A 22,058-nucleotide genomic window follows, 5' to 3' on the forward strand; every position below is an offset into this window, starting at 1 on the left:
GTCGGCACACTTCTCTCCACTCCTCCTCCCCGAAAGCGAACGGTGGAAACCGCAACCCTCATCATCGTTCTGGTGATCGCGCTGGCGCTGTTCTTCGACTTCACGAACGGCTTCCACGACACTGCGAATGCGATGGCGACGCCCATCGCCACCGGCGCCCTCAAGCCCAAGACCGCCGTCCTGCTCGCCGCCCTCCTCAACCTGGTCGGCGCGTTCCTGTCGACGGAAGTCGCGCAGACGATCTCGGGCGGCATCATCAACGAGGATCAGATCTCGCACGACATCTTCCCCGAGATCATCCTCGCCGGCCTCATCGGCGCCATCACGTGGAACATGCTGACCTGGCTCCTCGGGCTTCCCTCGTCGTCGTCCCATGCCCTGTTCGGCGGGCTCATCGGCGCCACGATCGTGGGCGTCGGTGTCTCGGCGGTCAACTTCGGCGTGGTCATGTCGAAGGTGATCCTGCCGGCGTTCATCGCGCCGGTCACGGCAGGCGTGATCGCGTTCACCGCGACGAAGCTCGCATACGCGCTCACGCGGCGCTACGACAGCAAACCCGACGGGCGGGACGGCTTCCGCGTCGGTCAGATCTTCACGTCGTCACTGGTGGCGCTCGCCCACGGCACGAACGACGCGCAGAAGACCATGGGCATCATCACGCTCCTGCTCATCACGTCCGGCCTGCAGTCCGCGTCGAACCCCGAGCCCCAGACCTGGGTGATCTTCGCGTGCGCGATCACGATCGCCCTCGGCACGTACATGGGCGGCTGGCGCATCATCCGCACGCTCGGCAAGGGCCTCACCGAGGTCAAGCCGGCGCAGGGCTTCTCAGCCGAGGCGTCGACGGCGTCCACGATCCTCGCCTCGAGCGCCCTCGGCTTCGCGCTGTCGACCACGCAGGTCGCGTCGGGATCGGTCATCGGCTCGGGCCTGGGCCGTCGCGGCTCGCAGGTGCGGTGGCGCACCGCGGGCCGGATCATGGTCGGCTGGATCCTCACGCTTCCCGCGGCCGGTGCGGTCGGCGCGGTGGCGGCGCTCATCGTCGTTTGGCTGCCCGTGTGGGGCGTCATCATCGACGCGGTCCTGGCCGTCATCATCATCCTGGCGCTCTTCATGCGTTCGCGCCGCGACGAGGTCACCGCGGCGAACGCGATGAGCGAGGTCGCAGACTCCGGCCGCGCCGTCAAGGTCAAGCGCAACCCGCCGCCCACGCGCCGTCAGCGCGCGATCGCGCGCGACGAGGCGCGACGCGTGGCCGCGGCGGAAGCGGCAGCGAAGAAGGCCGCCAAGGCCGCCGGGCGATCTGAGAACCGGCCCAAGGACGGAGGCCCGCGATGATCATCAACTGGCTCGCCTTCGTACAGGTGTTCGTCGCGGCGTTCATCTCGGCCGTCGTGGTCGTCTCGTTCTACGCGCTCGGCCTGCGACTGCTCGTCCGCGCCGGCCGCGCTCCCGTGGTGGCCCCCGCGGAGTTCACCGACGCCATCACCGTCATCTCCGAGAAGGAGGCGCGGCGTGCCGAGAAGGCCGCAGCCAAGGCCGCCAAGCGCAGCCCGCTGACCGACGGCCAGAAGCGGTTCGCCCTCGTGGGCGCCTACGCGTGCTTCGCGGTCTGCGCCGCGGCCGTGCTCGGCGGACTGCTGCTCATCGTCTTCAACCACTGAGCGACGAGACCGCGCCGGGACCTGATGCTGTCGGCACGACGGCCTAGGCTGAGGCCCATGGCCACCGCCGCACCCGTCCAGTTCGGTCAGTACCCGCCTGCGCGGCGCACGCTGCTGCACGTGAGCGACACGCACCTGCTCGCGGGCAACGCGCCGCTGGGCGGCCGTTTCGACACCGCGGCGAACCTCGCCCGGACGCTCGAGGCGGCCGAGGCCACCGGCATCCGTCCCGACGCGATCGTGTTCACGGGCGACCTCACGGATCTCGGCGAGCCCGAGGCGTACACCGCGCTGCGCGCCGCAGTGGAGCCGGTGGCGGAGCGACTCGGTGCGCCCGTGGTGTGGGTCGCCGGAAACCACGACGAGCGCCCGGCGCTGCGACGTGACCTGCTCGGGCTGGAGCCGACGGAAGAGCCCGTGACCGGCGTATGGGATCTCGGCGGGCTGCGGCTCATCGGTCTCGACTCGACGGTGCCCGGCTGGCATCACGGCGATCTCGACCACGGGCAGCTCGAGTGGCTGCGCCACGAGCTCGCGACGCCCGCGCCGCTCGGCACGATCCTCGCGCTCCACCACCCGCCGCTGCCGTCGCACGTGCCGCTGTTCGACATCCTCGAGCTCCGGGAGCAGGGGCGGCTCGCCGACGTGATCGCCGGCACCGATGTGCGCGCGATCCTCGCGGGCCACCTGCATTACTCGACGAGCGGCACGTTCGCAGGCGTCCCGGTGAGCGTCGCCGCAGCCACCTGCTACACCATGAACCTCGCGCGCCCGGCGGCGGACGTCAACGGCATGGACGCCGGCCAGTCGTTCCACCTCGTGCACGTGTACGACGACACGATCACCCACGCCGTCGTGCCCGTCGTCGACGCGCCGACCGGCGATGTCTTCTCCGCCGAATGGGTCGAGCGGATGTCGCGACTCACGCCCGAGGAGCGACTCGAGGCGTTCTCACGCAAGCGTCGCTGACGCCGTTCTCCTCACCGCGTGCTGACCGCCGTCATGTACGTGGAGGCGTAGCCGGGTGTACGCCGTGTACAGCCCGGTGGGCAGGCCCCGCGGGTAGGCTCGAAGCATCCCGCACACCGCTGTGAACGACCCACGAGGACTGCAACACATGGCTCTGGACGCAATGACGCGAACCCGCATCGAGACCGACTCCCTGGGATCCCTGGAGATCCCCGCCGACGCGTATTGGGGCATCCACACCGCCCGCGCGCTCGAGAACTTCCCGATCTCGAAGAGGCCGATCTCGGTCTACCCCGACCTGGTGCGGGCGCTCGCGATGGTGAAGCAGGCTTCGGCCCGCGCGAACCGCGAGATCGGGGTGCTCGACCCCGCCAAGGCGGATCTCATCGACCGTGCCGCGCAGCTCGTCATCGACGGCGACTACCACGACCAGTTCGTCGTGGGCGTCATCCAGGGCGGCGCCGGCACGTCGACCAACATGAACGCGAACGAGGTCATCACCAACATCGCGCTCGAGCTCGCCGGACGCGAGAAGGGCGACTACGCGTTCCTGTCGCCGATCGATGACACGAACCGCAGCCAGTCGACCAACGACGTCTACCCGACCGCCATCAAGGTCGGCCTCGGTCTCGACCTGAAGACGCTGCTCGAGGAGCTCGACCTGCTGCGCCGCGCGTTCCTCGCGAAGGCCGTCGAGTTCCACGACGTGCTGAAGGTCGGCCGTACCCAGCTGCAGGACGCCGTGCCGATGACGCTCGGGCAGGAGTTCCACGGGTTCGCGACGACCCTCGGCTACGACCACCAGCGCCTCACCGAGAACGCCTACCTCCTGTACGAGGTCAACATGGGCGCGACCGCGATCGGCACCGGCATCACGACCCACCCGGCGTACGCGCCCGCCGTGCTCCGTCACCTGCGCGAGATCTCGGGCCTCGACCTCGACACCGCCTCCGACCTCGTCGAGGCGACCAGCGACACCGGCTCCTTCATGTCGTTCTCGGCCTCGCTCAAGCGCAACGCGATCAAGCTGTCGAAGATCTGCAACGACCTGCGTCTGCTGTCGTCCGGCCCGCAGGCCGGGTTCGGCGAGATCAACCTGCCCGCACGGCAGGCGGGGTCCAGCATCATGCCCGGCAAGGTGAACCCGGTCATCCCCGAGGTCGTCAACCAGGTCGCGTTCTCGGTCGCGGGCGCCGACCTCACCGTCACGATGGCGGTCGAGGGCGGGCAGCTGCAGCTCAACGCGTTCGAGCCCGTCATCGCGCACTCGATCTTCCAGTCGATCACCTGGCTGCGTCAGGCGATGTTCACGCTGCGCGTCAACTGCGTCGACGGCATCACTGCGAACCGCGAGCGGCTCGGCGCCATGGTGGGATCGTCGGTCGGCGTCATCACGGCGCTCACGCCGTTCATCGGCTACGCGGCCGCCGCGGCGCTGGCGAAGACGGCTCTGCTCACGGGCCGCGGCGTCGCCGACCTCGTGGTGGAGGCCGGCCTCATGTCGCGAGACGAGGTCGCCAAGCAGCTCTCGCCCGCCCGCCTGTCGGGACTCGAGACCATCACCGCAGCGATCCCGATCGTGGCGGTTCCCGAGGACGCCGTCGAGGAGGCGGCGGCAGACACGCGCTGAGCCGGTTGCCGCGGGCGGCTCCCGATCGATAACGTCAGGGAGACTCGAACGAAAGGCGAGAAATGACCGATCCGCAGAACCCGGCCGCACCCGAGCCGCCGCAGCAGCCCGCGTCGCAGCCCACTGCGCCTCAGCCGCCCGCCGACGCGCCGGTTCCGCCCGCGGCGGAGCCCACCGCTCCCGCGCCCGACTACGCTGCGCCGTCGGCGCCCGCCGCTCCGGCGCCGGACTACTCCGCTCCGTCGGCGCCCGCCGCCCAGCCCGAGTACGCGGCGGCTCCGCCGGCGTACCCCGCGGGCGCGCCCGCCTACAACGCCGCGCCGCCGGCGTACAGCGCGGCGCCACCCGCCGCGTACGGCGCACCGGTCGACGCGCCCGTCCCGGGCAAGACGCTCGGCATCGTCGCGTTCATCCTGTCGTTCTTCGTCCAGCTGGTCGCGCTGATCCTCGGCATCGTCGCGCTCGTGCAGAGCCGCAAGGCCGGGGTCAAGAACGGCTTCGCCCTCGCCGCGATCATCATCTCGGCAGTGCTGATCGTCGTCGGCATCATCGTGACGATCATCATCCTGACCGTGGTGTTCGGTGGTCTCGCCGCCGCCTGCGCCGAACTCGGCCCGGGTGTGTGGGAACTCCAGGGTGGCGGCACCATCACCTGCAACTGACGCAGGCATCGACATCGGAAGGCGGGTCCGCGACGCGGGCCCGCCTTCCGCGTCGTGAGGCGCGGCCTCAGCCGAGGATGCGGCAGTGCGTCGTGAGCGCGCCGATGCCGTCGATGCCGACGGTGACCGTCGAGCGGTCGCGCAGGAACACCTGCGGGTCCCGCGAGTACCCGGCGCCGCCCGGGCTGCCCGTCGAGATGAGCGTCCCGGGCAGCAGCGTCGCCGACTTCGACAGGTGCGAGATGAGCGTGGCCACCGGGCGCACCATCTGGCCCGTGGTCGCATCCTGCAGCGTGGTGCCGTCGAGGACGGTCCAGATGTGGAGGTCCTGCGGATCGGGCACCTCGTCGACGGTGACCACGAACGGACCCGTCGGCGTGAAGCCGTCGAACGACTTGCACCGCGACCACTGCGCCTCGGAGTACTGGATGTCGCGCGCGGTGATGTCGTTGACCACCGTGTAGCCCCAGACATGGTCGAGCGCGTCCTCGGGGGAGACGTCCTTCGCGGGCGTGCCGATGATGACGCCCAGCTCGGCCTCGTAGTCGACGGACTCGCTGAGCGACCGCGGCCAGATCGTGGTGTGGTCGTGCCCGGCGAGCGAGTTCGGCCAGAGCACGAACACCGTCGGCGTCGAGTCGGTCTTCAGCCCGAGCTCGCTGGAGTGCGCGGCGTAGTTGAGGCCGATCGCGAGGATCACCGGGGGCGCGAGGACCGCGGACGCGAAGCCCATTCCCTCGATCGGATGCCGCGTGCCACGGTCCGCGGCATCCCGCACGCGTGCGAGCAGCTCGTCGCCACCGGCGATGAGCTCTTCGAGCACGCGGGGCGCTCCGTCGAACAGCTCCTCGACGATCGCCACCTCGTCGCCATCGACGAGTGCGAGCCTCGGCTCGCCCGACTCCGGTGGCACGACATGGGCGAAGCGCATGCCCCCAACCTAGCCGCCGGGGTGCGCGCGCGGGCGGTCCACACCCCGTATGACGGGTGAGCGTTCTGCACCCATAGGCTGTGCGCATGACGCTCGACCCCGGTGCCTCCCGCCCCCGGCCCTCGCTCACGCCGCCGGAGTTCGCCTCTGCGCTCGCGCAGCCCCGCGTCGCGGCCCCCGCGGCGATCACGCCCCCGTCGTCCTCGCCCGCACCCGTGCAGATCCCGACCGCGGCCGCGTCGCGGCGCGGACGGAGCGCCTCGGTCTGGATCATCGGCATCCTCGTGCTCGTGCTGATCGTGCTGGTGGCGTACTTCCTCACCGCGCTCGGCCCGGCGGCGTCGCTCATCGGGATGGTGCTGGCTGTGGTGCCGCTCGTCGGTGTTCTCTTCGCGGTGCGCATCGTCGACCGCTGGGAACCCGAGCCCCGCGGACTGCTCATCCTCGCGATCGCGTGGGGTGCGATCGCCGCCGTCGGCATCGCGCTCGGCGTCGACCTGCTGCTGTCGATGGTGTTCGGCCCGGCAACGGGCGCGCGCGAGGTGTTGCAGACCGTCGTCCAGGCACCGGTCGTCGAGGAGTTCGCGAAGGGGCTCGGCGTCTTCCTCATCTTCGCGACCGCCCGGCGCGCGTTCGACGGCCCGATCGACGGCATCGTCTACGGCGCGCTGGTCGGTGCGGGCTTCGCGTTCACCGAGAACATCCAGTACTTCGCGGTGAGCTTCATCGAGGGCGGCGCGACCGAGACCACCACGACGTTCTTCCTGCGCGGCATCCTGTCGCCGTTCGCGCACGTCATGTTCACCAGCGTCACGGGCTTCGCGCTCGGCCTCGCCGCGCGCCGCGGGCTGTCGGCCGGCCAGGCGATCGGCCCCGGCTTGCTGGGGCTCGCGGGCGCGATCGCGCTGCACGCGTTCTGGAACGGGTCCGCCATGTTCGGGGACTTCTTCTTCCTCTACCTGACGCTGCAGGTGCCGCTCTTCATCGGGTTCATCCTCGGTGTCGTCGCGCTGAGGCGAGAGGAGTCGCGGCTCACGCGACGCCGGCTCGGCGAGTACGCGTCCGCCGGCTGGTTCACTCCGCAGGAGGTCGACATGCTCGCGACGTCAGCGGGGCGCAAGGCAGCCCTCGCGTGGGCGCGGACGCTGCGAGGAGACCGCACCGCGCTCATGAAGACGTTCATCATGGACGCCACGGCGCTCGCCGCGACGCGCCAGCGGGCGATCACCGGGCGCGATCCGCAGGCCTCGGCTGAGGAACGCGATCTGCTCGCGAAGACCGCGGCGACCCGCGCCGCGATGTTCGCGCCGTAACCCCGCGAAGCGCCGGGGGAACCCCGGGAGCAAAGACTCAGCGCTCGGTGCCGCGGCGATGCCTGCGTGTCAACCGAGCGCTGAGTTGGTCTGCCCCCAGCATGCCGGGAGGCCTGCGCGGGTGTCAAGAGAACCCCGGCGGTTCCCCTGACGGCGAACTCGCTCGGCGCCGGCGGGCTTCCAATGGTTGGATGGACGCATGACTGACGACCGCACCAAGCCCGAGATCGACGCACCCGCCGGCCCGGCGCCGGCCGACCTCGTCGTCCGCGACATCGTTGTGGGCGAGGGCGCCGAGGCGAAGCCCGGCGACACCGTGACCGTCCACTACGTGGGCGTCGAGTACGAGACCGGCGAAGAGTTCGACTCGTCGTGGAACCGCGGCGAGAGCATCCAGTTCCCGCTCCGGGGCCTCATCCAGGGCTGGCAGGACGGCATCCCGGGCATGAAGGAGGGCGGCCGCCGCGAGCTCGTCATCCCGCCGCACCTCGCTTACGGTCCGGCCGGCGGCCACTTCCTCGGCGGCAAGACGCTCATCTTCGTCATCGACCTCATCAAGGTCGGCTGAGCCCGACATCGATCGTCCGGAGGGACGGATGCCGCGGCATCCGTCCCTTCATCGTCCCCAGGAGTTCTCACGTAATTTGCATTCACGGGAATAGAACTTCTGCAAGGCTGTGTTGGACCCCGTATGCCCGTCCCCTCGGGCGCCCCACACGGACCTGAACACGAAGGACGACCATGACCGACTCCACCACGATCGACGTTCCCGGCTACAAGGCGGGCACCTGGGTGCTCGACCCCGCGCACAGCGAGGTCACCTTCAGCGTGCGCCACATGATGATCTCGAAGGTGCGCGGCACGTTCGGCATGAAGAGCGCGACCCTCGTCGCCCCCGAGAACCCGCTCGACGCCAAGGTGGAGGCATCCGTCGACGTCACCTCCGTCGACACCAAGGACGAGGGCCGCGACAACCACCTGCGCTCCGCCGACTTCTTCGACGTCGAGAACCACCCCACGATGGAGTTCGTCTCGACCGGCGCCCACGTGAAGGACGGCGAGTTCTTCGTGGACGGCGACCTCACCATCCGCGGCATCACCAAGCCCGTGTCGTTCGAGTTCGAGTTCGGCGGCTTCGGCACCGACCCGTGGGGCAACTACAAGGCGGGCGCGACGGCCAAGACGGTCGTGAACCGCGAGGACTTCGGCCTGACCTGGAACGCCGCCCTCGAGACCGGCGGCGTGCTGGTCGGCAAGGACGTCACCATCACGCTCGACCTGCAGGGCGCGCTCCAGCAGGACTGAACCGCGATACCGCGACGAAGAGCGGATGCCTCGACCCCGAGGCATCCGCTCTTCTCGTCCGCAGACGGGGCTCAGCCCGACACCGACACCGTCTCGCGGACGCTGCCGGCGCCCTCGACGAGGTCGGCGTGGACGCGGGCCACACCGCGGCGGGCGACTTTGTTCCGCCGGATCGTGCCGTCGATCGACGTGAAGTGCTCGGTCGAGTCGTCGTCGGTGAGATAGACGGGCTGCACGATGGTCCAGTCGAGCTCGGAGCCGCGCAGGACGCCCTCCTGGATCTCGGAGTCGATGATCTGCGGGCGGATGAGCAGCGCGAAGAGGATGCGGTCTGTCGGGCGCAGGAGCGCCCGCGTGTCGCCGACCCCGTAGGACGACTGCACCACGAGCCGGTGCACGCCGGCGCGTCGCGCCGCCGCCACGATCTCGACCGTGCCCTTCGAGCGCACGTCGTCGCGCGTGCCCTGAGCACCCCGGAGCCGGACGCGCAGCGTCGGCTCCGAGATGCCGAGCGTGACGACGATCGCGTCGTGGCCGGGGATCACGGCATCGAGGACGGATGCCCGGGTGGCGTCGCCGTCGACGCGCTCCAGTCCCGCTCGGGCGGGGAGCGCGGAGGCGTGGCGGGCGAGGGCGGTCACCCGGTGGCCGCGCTCGAGGAGGGCGTCGCAGACGGCGCGGCCGGAGCCGCCGGTGGCGCCGATGACGAGGATGTTCATGAGGGTCTCCCTTCGGTGGTGTTCCCACTCTCGCCGTCGGCGCTCGGATGATCTATCGTCAGCAGTACGCATTTCTTGATCGATCGTCCGGAGGCGAGATGAGCGTCGCGATGCCGTGGGACAGCGAGGACGCCCTGACGGCGGCCCTCTATCGGGTGCGCATGCGCGGGGCGTTCTATTCGTGGACCGAGGCGTCGACGGAGTGCGCCGTCGAGATGCCGCAGTTCCCCGGCACCCTCAGCTTCCACATCGTCGCGCACGGCACGGCGTACCTCGAGGTCGATGGTGCCGACCCGGTGCGGCTGGAGGCCGGCGAGCTCGCCCTCGTGCCGCGGGGGATCGGGCACCGCGTCGCGACGTCTCCCGGGGCGGAGGTCGTCGGCCGCGCCGACCTGCTGCCCCAGGCGATGCTCGGCGACGCGTTCTCGGTGCTGCGCATCGGACCGGAGGTCGCGGAGCCGCCGCTCGCGCTCCTGTGCGGCGTCGTCGCGTTCGACTCGCCCGCCGTCGACGACATGCTCGCCGTGCTCCCGCCGATCGTCACCGTCGACTCCGCCCGTCATCCCGTGATGGCGGCGCTGCTGCCGCTGCTCGCACGGGAGCTGCGAGAACCGAAGCCGGGCGGGGATGCCGTGGCAACGCGTCTGGCCGACGTCCTCGTCGTCGAGACCGTCCGCGCCTGGCTGGCCGATGAGCGCGCGGACTCGAACGGGTGGCTCGCGGCCCTGCGCGATCCGCAGCTGGGTGCGGTTCTCGCCGCGGTGCACCGCGATCCGGGGCACCCGTGGACCCTCGAGGTGCTCGCCCGCCGCGCGACGATGTCGCGGTCGGTGTTCGCGGCGCGGTTCGCGTCGGTCGTGGGGATGCCGCCCATGGCCTATGTGTCGGCGGCGCGGATGCGCGGTGCGCGCGCGATGCTCGCCGAAGGCAGCAGTGTCGCCGCGGTGGCCGCCGCGAATGGTTACGGCTCGGAGGCGGCCTTCAGCCGTGCGTTCGCACGCGTGACGGGGGAGACGCCCGGGAAGGTGCGCCGCAGCGCGGCCTGATGCCCGCGGTGCGGCGCAGGGTCAGGCGCGTGGGCGGCGACGCAGCCGATCCTGCGCGAGCAGGATGCCGAGGAACACGACGAGCGCGCCGATCGGCTCGTTCCACGTGATCGTCTCGCCGAGGATCAGGATGCCGAGGATCACACCGACGACCGGGGTGATGTAGGTCACGGTCGAGGCGCGCGTGGGTCCCCAGGCGCGCACGGTGTTCTGGTTCCACACGTACGCGATGCCGGTGCCGAGGCACCCGAGCAGCAGCAGGCTCACCACGATCGGGAGGTCCAGGCGCACGGGCGTCAGCACGAGGAACGGCGTCAGCAGCGCCATGACGACGCCGGCCATCGCGATGTACCCGAACGTGAACGCGAGCGCCGACATCCCGGTGTTCGAGACGAAGCGCCGCATGTAGGCGAAGCTGAAGCCGTAGCTCGCGGTCGCACCGAGGATGGCGAGCTCGGCGACGAGGCTTCCGTCCAGGGCGATGCCCTGCCACGGGGCGATGATCACAACGACCCCGAGGATGCCGACGCCGATCCCGAGGACCTGCAGGGCCTTGAGCCGCTCGACGCGGAAGACCAGCCACGCCATGATCGCGGTCATGATCGGCGTGGTCGCGTTGAAGATGCTGGCGACGCCTGAGCTGACGTGCTGCTGCGCCCACGAGAACAGCAGGAACGGGATGACGCAGAACGTGAGCCCGAGCACGGTCAGGTGCGCCCACACCTTGAGGCTGCGGGTCAGGTGCTCGCGCCGCAGGAGGACGAGTGCGCCGAGGGTCAGCGCGCCGAGGAGGATGCGGGTCCACGCGACCTGCGCGGGGGAGATGCCGGTGAGCGACACCTTCATGAAGAGGAAGCTCGCGCCCCACACGATCCCGGCGAGCACGAACTGCACCGTGATCCAGCGCGGGGAGGGCAGTCGCTCCGCACGCAGCGCCGGCGGAGCCGTTCTTGTCGAGGTCACGGTGGCCACCGTACGCCCGCCCGCCGACGCCCGGGCCCGGGAGAGGATGCGACGTCCGAAATCCGCCGGTGTGCGGCGGTCAGGCTACGGCGCACCTCAGGGAACGGGATTCTCGGCATCGTACGCGCGGAAGCGCGGTGCGAGCCGCACCAGCGTCGCGACCAAGCCGATGATGATGAAGCCGCCCAGCAGCGGCGGGAACCACAGCGCGGTGAGCGTCGCCAGCGTGCCCGCGTACAGGGCGCCGAGGCGCGGGCCGCCCGTCACCACGACGATGAAGATCCCCTGCAGGCGGCCGCGGATCGCGTCGGGCACAGCCGACTGCACCATCGTGTTGCGGAAGATCGAGCTGATGTTGTCGGCGGCTCCCGAGACCGCGAGCACGAGGCACGCGAGTGCGATGAGCACCAGGTTCGGGGTGTCGGCGTCGACGCCGTCCGGCGCGAACCACCCGAGCGCCGCGGCGCCCAGGACGAGCCCCAGCGCGGCGATCGAGCCGCCGTACGCGAGGATCGCGCGCTCGATCCCGACGCCCTGACGCCGGATCGCGCCGACGCGGCCCGAGAACAGGCTGGAGGCGAAGGCTCCTGCCGCCACCGAGGCGGTCAGCACGCCCGTCGTGATCGGGCCGCCGCCGAGCAGCACCGCGCCGATCGCGGGGAAGAGCGAGAGCGGCTGGCCGAAGGTCATCGCGATGATGTCGAGGATGAACTGCAGCCGGATGTTCGACGCGCGCTTCAGGAACCGCCAGCCGTCGCGGAGCGACTCGAGTCCCGGCCGCACGATCTCGCCCTCGGGGCGGAGATTCGGGAGAGTCCACAGGCCGAGGAAGAGCGAGGTCATCAGCACGACGTCGAGCGTGTAGGTCCACGCGTAGCCGGTCAGCGCCACCAGCACGCCCGCGAGGGCGGGCCCCGCCATCACCATGATCCCGACCGTGATGCCGCCCAGCGCCGACGCCGCCGGCAGCAGCTCGCGAGGAAGCAGGCGCGGAACGATCGCCTGGCGGGAGGCGAACACGATCGAGTTCGCCGACGAGTTGACGATGCTGAGCGCGTAGAGCCACCACACGGTCTCGAGTTGCGCCCAGGTCAGCACGGCGAGCAGCGCGGTCGAGGCGAATGTGACGGTCGCGGCGATCAGGGCAACCGCCCGGCGATCGAAGGCGTCGGCGAGCATGCCGCCGTAGATGCCCGCGAAGATCATCGGCACGAGGCCGGCGACCGCGATCATCGACACCGCGAAGGTGGACCCGGTGAGGTCGTACATCTGCAGCATGATCGCGACGATCGTCAGCTGGCCGCCGAGTCCGGCGAGCGTCGAGCCGATCCACATGCGCGCGAACGGGGGACTGGCGCGGAAGGGCCGCAGGTCGATGAAGTGGCTGCGATGCTCCCCGGCGCTCACTCGCCGGCCTCGGTGTCCTGCACGGATTCGAGCGTACCCGGGCTCATGCGCGGCCGGTTCGCCGAGGCATCCGCGGTCCCGGAGCCTGTCGAAGGGCTGGTAGACTCTTCAGGTTGCCGTTGGATCGGCCGCGGAGAAAGAGAGCTCGCACATCGGGTGACGAGCACCGCGCAACAAGCAGAGAGGGGATCACCTATGGCACTGGAAGCAGACGTCAAGAAGGCGATCATCGAAGAGTACGCGACGCACCCCGGTGACACCGGATCCCCCGAGGTGCAGGTCGCGATGCTGACGCAGCGCATCAAGGACCTCACCGAGCACCTCAAGGAGCACAAGCACGACCACCACTCGCGTCGTGGGCTGTTCCTGCTCGTCGGTCAGCGCCGCCGTCTCCTGGGCTACCTCCAGGACATCGACATCAACCGTTACCGCTCGCTCATCGAGCGCCTCGGTCTCCGTCGATAAGGCATCGACCAGCGTTCAATCGCGCAAAACATTCTTGGAAGGCCTCCCCACGGTGTGGGGAGGCCTTCATCGTTCCCGGGCGTCTCAGCGAGACGGGCGAGCGGATGCCTCGACCCGGGCGAAGCCGAGTGGCACATGCGAGACCGGGTCGAGGCCGGTGAGGGTGACCCACCCGTCGGCGAGGTAGGCGGCATCGCTGCCCGGCTCCGGCGTGTTCGGCAGGTCCTCGACGGCGAGCCGGATGTGGCCCGCATCGCGCTCGGTCAGCGTCGTCTGCACGATGCCGAACGGTGCGAGCGAGGCCTCGACGACGCCGCGGTTGGCGGGAGTGTTCGGCGCATTGAGGTTCACCACCGTGCCTCGCGGGCGCTCGAGCAGGAAGGGCAGGATGTCGAGCGCGGCGGCGGCCGCAGCATCCCAGTGGAACTCGGTCGGATTCATGCCGACGTCGAGGGAGATCGCGACGCCCCACGCGCCGTTCAAGCCGCCGGTGAGTGCGGCGCCCACCGTGCCGGAGTGGAGGATGGCACGGCCGACGTTCGCGCCGTGATTCACCCCCGAGAGCACGAGCTCGGCGGGATCGCCGAACGCGCCGTGCGCGGCGATGAGGGCGACGAGACCGGGGCCGCCGCGCACGGCGAACGCCGGCACGCCGTCGAGTCCCAGGAGTTTGCGCTGCTCGATCGCGATGCGGCCGTCCTCTTCCGCGGCGACGATCGAGGCGCTCGTTCCGCTCGACTGCCGCATCGGCGCGGCGACCGTCACGTCGAGTCCGGCATCCCGCGCGGCCTTCGCGAGGGCGTGGAGCCCGGGGGCGTCGATGCCGTCGTCGTTGGTGATGAGGGTGCGGGTCATCGCGGCACCTCCGCGTCGGGGCGCTCCGGATCAGCCAGCGCGGCGAGTCCGTCGGGGCTGACATGGCCGGTGACGGGCTGGGTGACCCCGGCTGCCGAGTCATCGACGAGCTCGCGGACGGTCACCGACTCGCGCAGCTGGGCGATCGTCTCGGGATCGCCGGTGCCGAGGCCGTGCCGCGTGACGTTGAGGGCGCCTGCGGCGGCGCCGGTGACGACCGCCTCGCGTGCCGACTCACCCCGCGCGATGCCCGCCGCGACGCCCGCCGTCAGCGAGTCGCCCGCACCGCGGGTGTCGGCGACCTCCATCCGCGGGGATTCGACCTCGATGAAGCCGTCGGAGTCGAGCAGCAGGAGCGGCTCGCTCGCGCGCGACACGATGACGGCGGCCGCGCCACGGCGGTGCAGGTCCCTCATGGTCGCGAGCAGCGCCGCGGGGGAGTCGTCGGTGAGGAGCCCATCGGCGACGAGCTCCTCGTCGCTCACCTTGAGGACGTCGACGCCGCCCTCGAGTGCCGCGACCAGCCGCTTGCCGGCGAGGTCGACGACGACCTTGGCTCCGCCCTCCCTGAGGTCCGCGGCCAGGCGGCGATACGTGTCGGCGGGAAGCGTCTCGTCGCCGGCCGGCCCGCTGAGGATCACGAGCCCCGACTCCAGTCCGTCCCGCAGGGCGACCCCGTAGAGCTCGTCGAGATCGTGGCGCGCGAGCGGTTCGCCGGCGGCCTCGGCGATGATGCGGCGCTCGCCGCCCCGGCGGTCGTGCACGTACGCCGAGCCGGTGCCGTCGCGCTCGACCCCCACGACGGTCAGACCCTCGTCTTCGAGCAGGTGGCGCAGCATCCGTCCGATCTCGCCGGTGAGGGCGCAGCACATCGTGACCGATGCGCCCAGACGCCCCAGCATGCGGGCCTGCCACACGCCCTGCCCGCCGGCGTGCAGGTGGATGTCGGGCTCGCCGTCGTGCTCCTCGACGGTGACGGTGAGCGTCGGGGACGGTGCGAAGATCGTGACGTCGCTCATGCTTCGACGCTACGAAGGCGCCGGTCGGACGGCGACCCCCTTGCGTGCGCTGCGGGGGTCGTGCAAGAGGATCAGGCGGATGCCTCGGCCCGGGCCGCGACCAGATCCGCGTGGTGGATCTCGGCGACGTCGGGGTGCGCGCGCAGGCGCGACTTCAGCGCGTTCTCGCCGTAGAGCGCGTGGATCGGATTCGACGGATCCTGCGTGACGCCGCGCGCCTGCGTCGCGAGTTCGGCCGGAAGCTCGATGAGCGGGAGGCGCTTGTCGAGGGCCGGGTTGAAGAAGAACGGCACCGAGATGCGATCGTCGGGGTAGCGGGGAGAGATCACGCGGTGCTTCGTCGCGATGAGGTAGCCCTGTGTCGCGTACTCGAGGAGTTCGCCGATGTTGACGACGAACGCGCCGGGCACCGGGGGAGCGTCGACCCACTCGCCGTCGCGCTCGACCTGGAGGCCGCCCTTGCCCGGTTCGACCCACAGAAGAGTCAGCACGCCGGAATCCTTGTGGGCGCCCACGCCCTGCTGCGGCGTCGGGTCCTCCTTGCCGGGGTACCGCACGATCTTGATGAGCGTCGAGGGTTCGCCGAAGTGCTCGTCGAAGTAGTTCTCCGCGGCGCCGAGTGACAGCGCCCACGCGCGCAGCAGCTTGCGTGCGACGCCCGACAGGTGGTCGTGCCACTCCGAGACGACCTCGCGCAGCTCCGGCTGGGCAGCGGGCCAGAGGTTGGGGCCGATGAGGCGCGCGAAGTCGGGCGCCTCCGGGTCGGCGATCGCCTCGCGCTCGGGTCCGATGTCGATCTGCTCGCGCCAGTCGACCTTGCCTTGCGTCCGCTCGCCGCCGACGCGGGTGTAGCCGCGGAAGTGCGGGCTGTTGACATTCTCGATGGCGAGCTTGTCGGCCTCCGGGAGGGCGAAGAAGTCGCGCGCGGCCCGGTGCAGGCGCGCCTCCAGCTCGGGAGAGACCCCCGTGCCCGTCAGGTAGAAGAAGCCGACGTCGTGGGTCGCGGCGCGCAGGTCGTCGCGGAACCGCGCGGCCGCCTCCGGGCCCGCGTCGAGCCGGGCGAGGTCGAGGATCGGCAGGTTGAGGTCGGTCATGGTGCGAGAGTAGGCGGCTGCGCAGCATCCGTCCCGTTTGTTGCCTTCGGTTTCGGGCGGGCGTGACCGTCACCGAGATGGACAACCTGCCGCGGGGTCGGGTAGTTTCGTAGGTAAGCCTCACCTATCTCGAACCCCGCTCGCGGGGTCGCAGGTGTGCGCCGCGGTGCAACGGAGCGCCGAGTCATCCGCATCACCTTTGGGAACCCCGTTGCTCGCCACTTTCCTCATCGGCCTGCGTGAAGGCCTCGAAGCCGCCCTCGTCGTCGGCATCCTCGTCGCCTACCTCACGAAGCTCGGCCGCCGCGATGTGCTGCCTCGTCTGTGGGTGGGCGTCGGCCTCGCCATCGGGCTCGCGGTCGCCATCGGGGCGATCCTCACGTTCGGGGCGTACACGCTGACGTTCGAGGCGCAGGAGCTCCTCGGCGGCCTGCTGTCGCTCCTCGCGGTCGCGATGGTCACCTGGATGATCTTCTGGATGCAGAAGACCGCCCGCACCCTCAAGCGGACGCTGGAAGGCGACCTCGACCGCGCACTCGCGACGGGGAGCCTGTGGGCTCTGGTCGCGATCGGCTTCGTCTCGGTCGCGCGCGAAGGCGTCGAGACCACCCTGCTGCTGTGGTCGATGGTGCAGTCGTTCGGCGAGGTACCCGCCGCGCTGGCCGGGGCCCTGCTGGGCCTTCTGGCCGCCGTCCTCCTCGGCTGGGCGCTGGCGCGTGGGATGCTGCGCCTCGACCTCCGCATCTTCTTCGGGTGGACCGGTGCCTTCCTCGTCATCGTCGCCGCCGGCGTGCTGGCTTACGCCATCCACGACTTGCAGGAGGCCGGGGTGCTTCCCGGTCCGTTCACCGCGGCCGCCCCGATCGACCCTGTCACCGGCGAGGTCGCGGTCGGCTGGGCGGCGTTCCCGTTCGGCTGGGCCTTCGACGTGACCGCGTCGATCCCTCCGGGGAGCGCGCTCGCGGCCGTCCTGCAGGCGACCGTCGGCTTCATGCCGCGCATGTCGTGGCTGCAGGTCGTCGCGTGGGTGCTCTACGTGGGCATCGTCGGCGGCATCTGGCTGCGCGGCCAGCTGCGCTCCCGTCCGGCCGCGCGCCCGGCTCAGACCGAGGCCGCAGCATCCGTCGCCCCCGCATCCGAATCTTCAGAACCGTCTCCCGTTCCGTCCTCGCAAGGAGAAGCATGACCCCTCGTCGTCTCATTCCGGCCCTCGCCGTCGCCGGCGTCGGAGCCCTCGTCCTGTCCGGCTGCGTCGCGAAGGCCGACCTCGCCGCGTCCGACGCGCTGTCGGTGTCGTCGACGGCTGCCGGGTGCGATGTGTCCGGCTCCTCCGCCACCAGCGGCACGCTCACGTTCGACGTGAGCAACGACGGCGACGAGGTCACCGAGTTCTACCTGCTGGCCGAGGACGGCCTGCGCATCGTCGGCGAGGTCGAGAACATCGCCCCCGGCGCCTCGCGCACCCTCACCGTCGTCGCCCAGCCCGGCGACTACTACACGCTCTGCAAGCCCGGCATGATCGGCGAGGGCATCGGCAAGGCCGCGTTCGCGGTCTCGGGCGACGCGGTCGAGCTGTCGGGTGAGGATGCCGAGCAGAAGCAGCAGGCCGTCGACCTGTACGCCGCGTTCGTCAAGGACCAGGTCGGGCAGCTCGCCCCGGCCGTGTCGGAGTTCGTCGCCGCATACGAGTCGGGCGACGACGAGACGGCGCGCACGCAGTTCCCCGCCGTGCGCGCGTACTACGAGCGCATCGAGCCGGTGGCAGAGGCGCTGGGCGACCTCGACCCGCGCATCGACTACCGCGAGGTCGACGCGGTCGCCGAGGGTCTCGATTGGACCGGCTTCCACCGCATCGAGAAGGACCTGTGGGTGCCTGCCGCGGACGCGCTGAACGCCGACCTCGAGACTCCGGCGTGGCAGGACTGGGCGCCGTCGACGACCGAGGAGCGCGCCGCGTTCGGCGACCAGCTCATCGCCGATGTGCAGGAGTTGTACGACTACGTGCACTCCGACGAGTTCCAGGAATCGCTCGACGCGCAGGGTATCGCCGGCATCTCGAACGGTGCGATCGCGCTCCTCGACGAGGTCGCGACCGGCAAGATCCAGGGCGAGGAGGACTGGTGGTCGGGCACCGACCTGTCGGACTTCGCGGCGAACGTCGAGGGCTCGAAGATGGCGTTCTCGCTGGTGCGCGACTTCGCCGTGGCGCAGGGCGACGACGGCACGGCGCTCGCCGACGAGATCGACGCCGGGTACGCCGATCTCGAGGCCGCGCTGGCGGAGTACGGCTCGCTCGACGACGGCTTCGTCGTGTACACCGAGCTCACCGACGACGACAAGCGCGGGCTCACCGACCTCATCAACGCCCTCGCCGAGCCGCTCGCGCAGCTCACGAACACGGTGCTCGCCTGAGGTGACCGCGTCCTCGACCGGCCCGAAGGCCGCTGACGGCACCGTCTCCACCACGGAGGCGGTGCCGCCGGCGCCCGCGGGGCTGTCGCGCCGCGGCGTCCTCGGTCTCGCGCTCGGTGCCGGTGCGGCAGGCCTCGCGCTGGGTGCCGGCGCGGGTGCGACGGCGGGGGTCGCCGTCGGGCGGGCGCGCGAACAGGATGCCGCGGCATCCGTCTACGACTTCTTCGGCGCCCATCAGGCCGGCGTCACCACCCCGGTGCAGGACCACCTGCACTTCGCGTCGTTCGACATGATGGCGCGCACCGATCGAGACGACCTCGTCACACTGCTGCAGGACTGGTCGTACGCCGCGGCGCGCATGACGCAGGGACTCGACGTAAGCGCGACGGGCGCCGTCGGCGGGTCTCCCGAGGCGCCGCCGGACGACACCGGCGAGGCGCTGGGGCTGGCGGCGAGCGGCCTCACGATCACCTTCGGCTTCGGTCCCACCCTCTTCGAGAACGACGGCGAGGACCGTTACGGCCTCGCCGCCCAGCGGCCGGCGCAGCTCGAGAAGCTCCCCGCGTTCCTCGGCGACGACCTCGACCCGGCCCACTCCGGCGGCGACCTGTGCATCCAGGCATGCGCCGACGATCCGCAGGTCGCCGTGCACGCGATCCGCAACCTCAGCCGCATCGCCTTCGGGCGGGCGCGCCTGCGGTGGTCGCAGCTCGGATTCGGGCGCACGTCGCGCACGACCGCCGCGCAGTCGACGCCCCGCAACCTGTTCGGCTTCAAGGACGGCACCGCGAACATCCTCGCGACCGACCAGGCCGCCCTCGACGACCACGTGTGGGTCGCGGCATCCGATGAGCCGGCATGGATGGCCGGCGGCTCGTACCTGGTGGCGCGCAAGATCGCGATGCTCATCGAGACGTGGGACCGTGTGCGCCTCTCCGAGCAGGAGTCGATCATCGGCCGCACCAAGGGCGCCGGCGCCCCGCTCTCGGGCGGCGAGGAGTTCACCGAGCCCGACTTCCACGCGATCGGGGCCGACGGCGAGCCGGCGATCCCGGTGACGAGCCACGTGCGTCTCGCGCACCCCGAGCTCAACGACGGCAACCGGATCCTCCGCCGCGGCTACAACTTCGTCGACGGCAACAACGAACTCGGTCCCCTCGACGCGGGCCTCTTCTTCCTGTCCTATCAGCGCTCGCCCGGGCAGTTCGTGACGCTGCAGCGCGCGCTGTCGACCGACACGATGAACGAGTACATCCGTCACGTGGGCTCGGGGCTGTGGGCGATCCCGGCCGGCGCCACGCCGGGCTCGTACGTCGGGGCGGCGCTCTTCGCCTGAACCCGTCGCGCACCCGTTGCGCCCGCGACCGTCGTCCGGTGTGCTGGACGCATGACGCGTCCCCCACGCAACGTGCTCGTGACCGGCTGTTCCACGGGCATCGGCCGCCATGCGGCATCCGCCCTCGCCCTGCGCGGCTGGCGCGTCTACGCGACGGCTCGTCGTCTCGACGCCATCGCGGATCTCGAGAGGCATGGATGCCGCCTCCTCGAGCTCGACGTGACCGATGAGGCTTCGCGGGCCGCCGCCGTCGATGCGGTCATGGCGGCTGAGGGCGCGGTCGGCGTGCTGGTGAACAACGCCGGCATCAGCGAGCTCGGTGCGACGGCGGCCATGCCGGTGGCGCGCGTGGAGCGGATGTTCGCGACCAACGTCTTCGGCATGCTGAGCCTCACGCAGCTCGTGGTCCCGGGCATGCGCACCCGCGGCGCCGGGCGCATCGTGAACATCGGCTCGATGAACGGCCGCTGGACGATGCCGGGCATGGGCTCGTACGCCGCCACCAAGCACGCGCTCGAGGCGTTCAGCGACGCCCTGCGCTACGAGCTCCGGCCCTTCGGCATCGAGGTCTCGCTCATCGCGCCCGGCATGGTGACGACCAGGTTCGGGCACTCGGCGGCGCAGCGCAGCGACGCCGCCGCAGATGACGCGCAGTGGGCGGACTTCACGGCCCGCGCGTCGGAGCTGACGCTCACGTGGGACGCGGGGCCGCGCGCCCGGCTCGCCTGCTCGCCGCGCGACGTCGCCGAGCGCGTGGTGCGCGCAGCCGAGTCTCCGCGGCCGCGGGCCCGCTACCGGGTCGCGCCGTCGGCGACGATGATGCTGTCGCTGCGCCGGGTGCTTCCGGAGCGGGCGTTCGAGCGCGTGCTGCGCACGCAGTTCCCGTCCCCGCGGCCCTGACGCCGGCCGATGGCCGGGCCGGCGAGCGACCCGGCCATCGGCGATCGTCAGGAAGTGGGGCGGTTCATGTCGGGGATGGTGATCGGAGTGGTGGTCCCCGATGCGCCGCGATTCAGGAAGGCCATCGCGATCCCGCGGAGCAGCTGGTCGAACAGGTAGAAGTTCGCCGGCATGATCGGGAGGAGTCCCTCTCGGAACGCGATATAGCTCGGCCAGCCGACCCGGATGGTGGCGGCCGACACGTAGTCGCGCGGCAGGCCCAGCCAGTCGCCGATCTCGTTGCCGAGCTGGTACCGGACGAACTCGTTGAGGAAGCCGCGCGTCACGCCGAGGTCGACCTGTGCGGTGAGCCCGAGAAGCGTCTCGGCGAGCTCCTGGCCCTCGGGCGTCCACGCGAGCTTGGGCGTCAGGATCTGCGCAGCCTGGGCGTGTGCGGCATCCCAGGTCGCGGGGATGTACTCGTCCCGAACGCCGAGGAAGTGCAGCGCCACCTGCCACGAGTGCAGGAAGGCGTCCTGGTCGGCCGTCGACATCGGCACCCGCCACTCCTTGAGCTTCTTGTGGGCGAAGGTGCCGGTGCTGTGGAAGGTGACGAGGATGTCGTGGTTGCTGATCGGGATCTGCTCGTCGTGCCCGCTCTGCTGCCAGTGCGGCGACTGCGGCAGGAGGTGGCGGACGGCGGAGTGCACCATGCGCGTCTTGTTCGACGTCACCATGAACTCGCCCGTCCTCTCGAACGCGTTGATGTCGCTCAGGTCGTAGCCGAAGCTGAACGTCTTCGCCGCGCGGTCCTGCATGTCGGCGCCGCCCTTCGAGTGGTACACCGACCGCGCCTCGCGCGGGATGACGGTGCTCATGATGCCGCCGCCGATCCCGTAGATCATGAAGAGGTAGGTGTCCTTGCGGCGGTTGAAGTCCGCCGCGCGGCGCAGCTTGGTCCGGTCGGCCCAGGACGGCAGCTGGGTCGAGCCCTGCAGGAAGCCCGCCAGCTCCGGCGGGAGGCCGGTGGGCACCGGCTGCCAGTTGTTGACCCACGGCAGGATCGCGTCGTTGACCGCGGCCGTCTGACCGCTGGAGATGACGGAGGCCATGATGCGGTCGAGGTCGTCGTCCCACACCCACTGCGGATCGACGCCGGAGCCGGTGCCGAGCACCGACCCGGCGGGCGACCACGACCAGGCCGCTTTGGGGATGGCGACGCCGGCGAGACCGAGCGCGGCCCCCAGCGTCAGGACGGAACGTCTGGTCATTTCGGGCATGGGGGTACCTGCTTCCCGACGGGGGACGGATCACGCCCGGCGACATCCTCGACGCCGGTTCCCGCGTGTCGATCCATCCAGGACGAATGTGATTCGCCGTTAACATATG

The 22,058-nt window shown here is 70.7% G+C and carries 22 protein-coding genes; 14 read left to right on the forward strand and 8 right to left on the reverse strand.

The genetic code is table 11. From position 1 onward, the window contains the following. The first annotated feature begins 42 nt into the window (after nucleotides 1–42). From ACFVSU_RS19190 to ACFVSU_RS19210, 5 genes are all read left to right on the forward strand, one after another. On the forward strand, nucleotides 43–1,338 hold the full coding sequence (locus ACFVSU_RS19190) for an anion permease (RefSeq protein ID WP_387146673.1): 1,296 nt from the start codon (nucleotides 43–45) through the stop codon (nucleotides 1,336–1,338). Further along, nucleotides 1,335–1,664 carry a peptidase gene (locus ACFVSU_RS19195; protein WP_310289762.1) on the forward strand — a complete coding sequence of 110 codons (330 nt, stop codon included), beginning with the start codon at nucleotides 1,335–1,337 and terminating at the stop codon, nucleotides 1,662–1,664. The genes ACFVSU_RS19190 and ACFVSU_RS19195 overlap by 4 nt, the downstream gene beginning before the upstream one ends. Before the next feature lie 57 nt (nucleotides 1,665–1,721). Continuing rightward, nucleotides 1,722–2,633: a phosphodiesterase gene (locus tag ACFVSU_RS19200; RefSeq protein WP_387146676.1), complete on the forward strand. Its 912-nt coding sequence runs from the start codon at nucleotides 1,722–1,724 to the stop codon at nucleotides 2,631–2,633. A 148-nt stretch (nucleotides 2,634–2,781) separates the two neighbouring features. Then, nucleotides 2,782–4,263 (forward strand): aspartate ammonia-lyase, encoded by a 1,482-nt coding sequence (locus tag ACFVSU_RS19205; protein WP_387146679.1) that lies wholly within the window; start codon nucleotides 2,782–2,784, stop codon nucleotides 4,261–4,263. Nucleotides 4,264–4,325: 62 nt separating this feature from the next. Further along, nucleotides 4,326–4,925, forward strand: coding sequence for a hypothetical protein (locus tag ACFVSU_RS19210; protein ID WP_387146682.1), 600 nt, complete (start codon nucleotides 4,326–4,328; stop codon nucleotides 4,923–4,925). Between the two features lie 67 nt (nucleotides 4,926–4,992). On the opposite strand, the gene ACFVSU_RS19215 is transcribed toward ACFVSU_RS19210, so the two are convergent. Next, nucleotides 4,993–5,856, reverse strand: coding sequence for a fumarylacetoacetate hydrolase family protein (locus ACFVSU_RS19215; protein ID WP_387146685.1), 864 nt, complete (start codon nucleotides 5,854–5,856; stop codon nucleotides 4,993–4,995). A gap of 86 nt (nucleotides 5,857–5,942) precedes the next feature. Here ACFVSU_RS19215 and ACFVSU_RS19220 point away from each other — a divergent pair, with 86 nt between their 5' ends. From ACFVSU_RS19220 to ACFVSU_RS19230, 3 genes are all read left to right on the forward strand, one after another. Beyond that, nucleotides 5,943–7,169, forward strand: a complete 1,227-nt coding sequence (locus ACFVSU_RS19220) for a PrsW family intramembrane metalloprotease (protein ID WP_387146688.1) — start codon at nucleotides 5,943–5,945, stop codon at nucleotides 7,167–7,169. Nucleotides 7,170–7,368: 199 nt separating this feature from the next. Then, the gene (locus ACFVSU_RS19225) at nucleotides 7,369–7,737 is read left to right on the forward strand and encodes an FKBP-type peptidyl-prolyl cis-trans isomerase (protein WP_056370156.1); all 369 of its coding nucleotides are present in this window, start codon (nucleotides 7,369–7,371) and stop codon (nucleotides 7,735–7,737) included. A 173-nt stretch (nucleotides 7,738–7,910) separates the two neighbouring features. After that, complete coding sequence (locus tag ACFVSU_RS19230) at nucleotides 7,911–8,474, forward strand: YceI family protein (RefSeq protein WP_387146693.1); 564 nt, start codon at nucleotides 7,911–7,913, stop codon at nucleotides 8,472–8,474. Nucleotides 8,475–8,545: 71 nt separating this feature from the next. Here the strand turns inward: ACFVSU_RS19230 and ACFVSU_RS19235 are convergent, their stop codons facing one another. Further along, complete coding sequence (locus ACFVSU_RS19235; RefSeq protein ID WP_387146696.1) at nucleotides 8,546–9,193, reverse strand: NAD(P)-dependent oxidoreductase; 648 nt, start codon at nucleotides 9,191–9,193, stop codon at nucleotides 8,546–8,548. A 98-nt stretch (nucleotides 9,194–9,291) separates the two neighbouring features. On the opposite strand from ACFVSU_RS19235, the gene ACFVSU_RS19240 reads away from it, so the two are divergent. Further along, a complete protein-coding gene (locus ACFVSU_RS19240) occupies nucleotides 9,292–10,239 on the forward strand; it encodes an AraC family transcriptional regulator (protein ID WP_387146699.1) in 948 nt (315 codons plus the stop codon). Between the two features lie 21 nt (nucleotides 10,240–10,260). Here the strand turns inward: ACFVSU_RS19240 and ACFVSU_RS19245 are convergent, their stop codons facing one another. Continuing rightward, a complete protein-coding gene (locus tag ACFVSU_RS19245; RefSeq protein WP_387146702.1) occupies nucleotides 10,261–11,202 on the reverse strand; it encodes a DMT family transporter in 942 nt (313 codons plus the stop codon). Nucleotides 11,203–11,298: 96 nt separating this feature from the next. Then, nucleotides 11,299–12,609, reverse strand: coding sequence for an MFS transporter (locus ACFVSU_RS19250; protein ID WP_387146705.1), 1,311 nt, complete (start codon nucleotides 12,607–12,609; stop codon nucleotides 11,299–11,301). A gap of 195 nt (nucleotides 12,610–12,804) precedes the next feature. Here ACFVSU_RS19250 and rpsO point away from each other — a divergent pair, with 195 nt between their 5' ends. Further along, nucleotides 12,805–13,074 carry a 30S ribosomal protein S15 gene (gene rpsO / locus ACFVSU_RS19255; RefSeq protein ID WP_005048780.1) on the forward strand — a complete coding sequence of 90 codons (270 nt, stop codon included), beginning with the start codon at nucleotides 12,805–12,807 and terminating at the stop codon, nucleotides 13,072–13,074. 84 nt (nucleotides 13,075–13,158) lie between these two features. Here rpsO and surE read toward each other — a convergent pair whose 3' ends face one another. The 3 genes from surE to ACFVSU_RS19270 form a co-directional block, all read right to left on the reverse strand. Further along, entirely contained in the window at nucleotides 13,159–13,929 is a 771-nt protein-coding gene (gene surE, locus ACFVSU_RS19260) for a 5'/3'-nucleotidase SurE (RefSeq protein ID WP_387146708.1), read from the reverse strand. Next, nucleotides 13,926–14,948, reverse strand: a complete 1,023-nt coding sequence (locus ACFVSU_RS19265) for a 1-phosphofructokinase family hexose kinase (RefSeq protein ID WP_387146711.1) — start codon at nucleotides 14,946–14,948, stop codon at nucleotides 13,926–13,928. Before ACFVSU_RS19265 ends, surE begins: the two co-directional genes overlap by 4 nt. 71 nt (nucleotides 14,949–15,019) lie before the next feature. Further along, on the reverse strand, nucleotides 15,020–16,042 hold the full coding sequence (locus ACFVSU_RS19270) for an isopenicillin N synthase family dioxygenase (protein WP_387146714.1): 1,023 nt from the start codon (nucleotides 16,040–16,042) through the stop codon (nucleotides 15,020–15,022). A 211-nt stretch (nucleotides 16,043–16,253) separates the two neighbouring features. Here ACFVSU_RS19270 and efeU point away from each other — a divergent pair, with 211 nt between their 5' ends. The 4 genes from efeU (at nucleotide 16,254) to ACFVSU_RS19290 (ending at nucleotide 20,690) form a co-directional block, all read left to right on the forward strand. Next, the gene (gene efeU, locus ACFVSU_RS19275) at nucleotides 16,254–17,228 is read left to right on the forward strand and encodes an iron uptake transporter permease EfeU (protein WP_387146717.1); all 975 of its coding nucleotides are present in this window, start codon (nucleotides 16,254–16,256) and stop codon (nucleotides 17,226–17,228) included. After that, nucleotides 17,225–18,454 carry an iron uptake system protein EfeO gene (gene efeO / locus ACFVSU_RS19280; RefSeq protein WP_387146720.1) on the forward strand — a complete coding sequence of 410 codons (1,230 nt, stop codon included), beginning with the start codon at nucleotides 17,225–17,227 and terminating at the stop codon, nucleotides 18,452–18,454. Before efeU ends, efeO begins: the two co-directional genes overlap by 4 nt. A 61-nt stretch (nucleotides 18,455–18,515) precedes the next feature. Next, nucleotides 18,516–19,790: an iron uptake transporter deferrochelatase/peroxidase subunit gene (efeB, locus tag ACFVSU_RS19285; protein WP_387146999.1), complete on the forward strand. Its 1,275-nt coding sequence runs from the start codon at nucleotides 18,516–18,518 to the stop codon at nucleotides 19,788–19,790. Between the two features lie 51 nt (nucleotides 19,791–19,841). Beyond that, nucleotides 19,842–20,690, forward strand: coding sequence for an SDR family oxidoreductase (locus ACFVSU_RS19290; RefSeq protein ID WP_387146723.1), 849 nt, complete (start codon nucleotides 19,842–19,844; stop codon nucleotides 20,688–20,690). A gap of 47 nt (nucleotides 20,691–20,737) precedes the next feature. Here ACFVSU_RS19290 and ACFVSU_RS19295 read toward each other — a convergent pair whose 3' ends face one another. After that, nucleotides 20,738–21,940 (reverse strand): oxygenase MpaB family protein, encoded by a 1,203-nt coding sequence (locus tag ACFVSU_RS19295; protein WP_387146727.1) that lies wholly within the window; start codon nucleotides 21,938–21,940, stop codon nucleotides 20,738–20,740. Between the last annotated feature and the right edge of the window lie 118 nt (nucleotides 21,941–22,058).

Origin of the sequence: Microbacterium sp. NPDC058062 (assembly GCF_042885375.1) — a bacterium.
In the GTDB taxonomy this organism is placed as follows: Bacteria; Actinomycetota; Actinomycetes; order Actinomycetales; family Microbacteriaceae; genus Microbacterium; species Microbacterium trichothecenolyticum_C.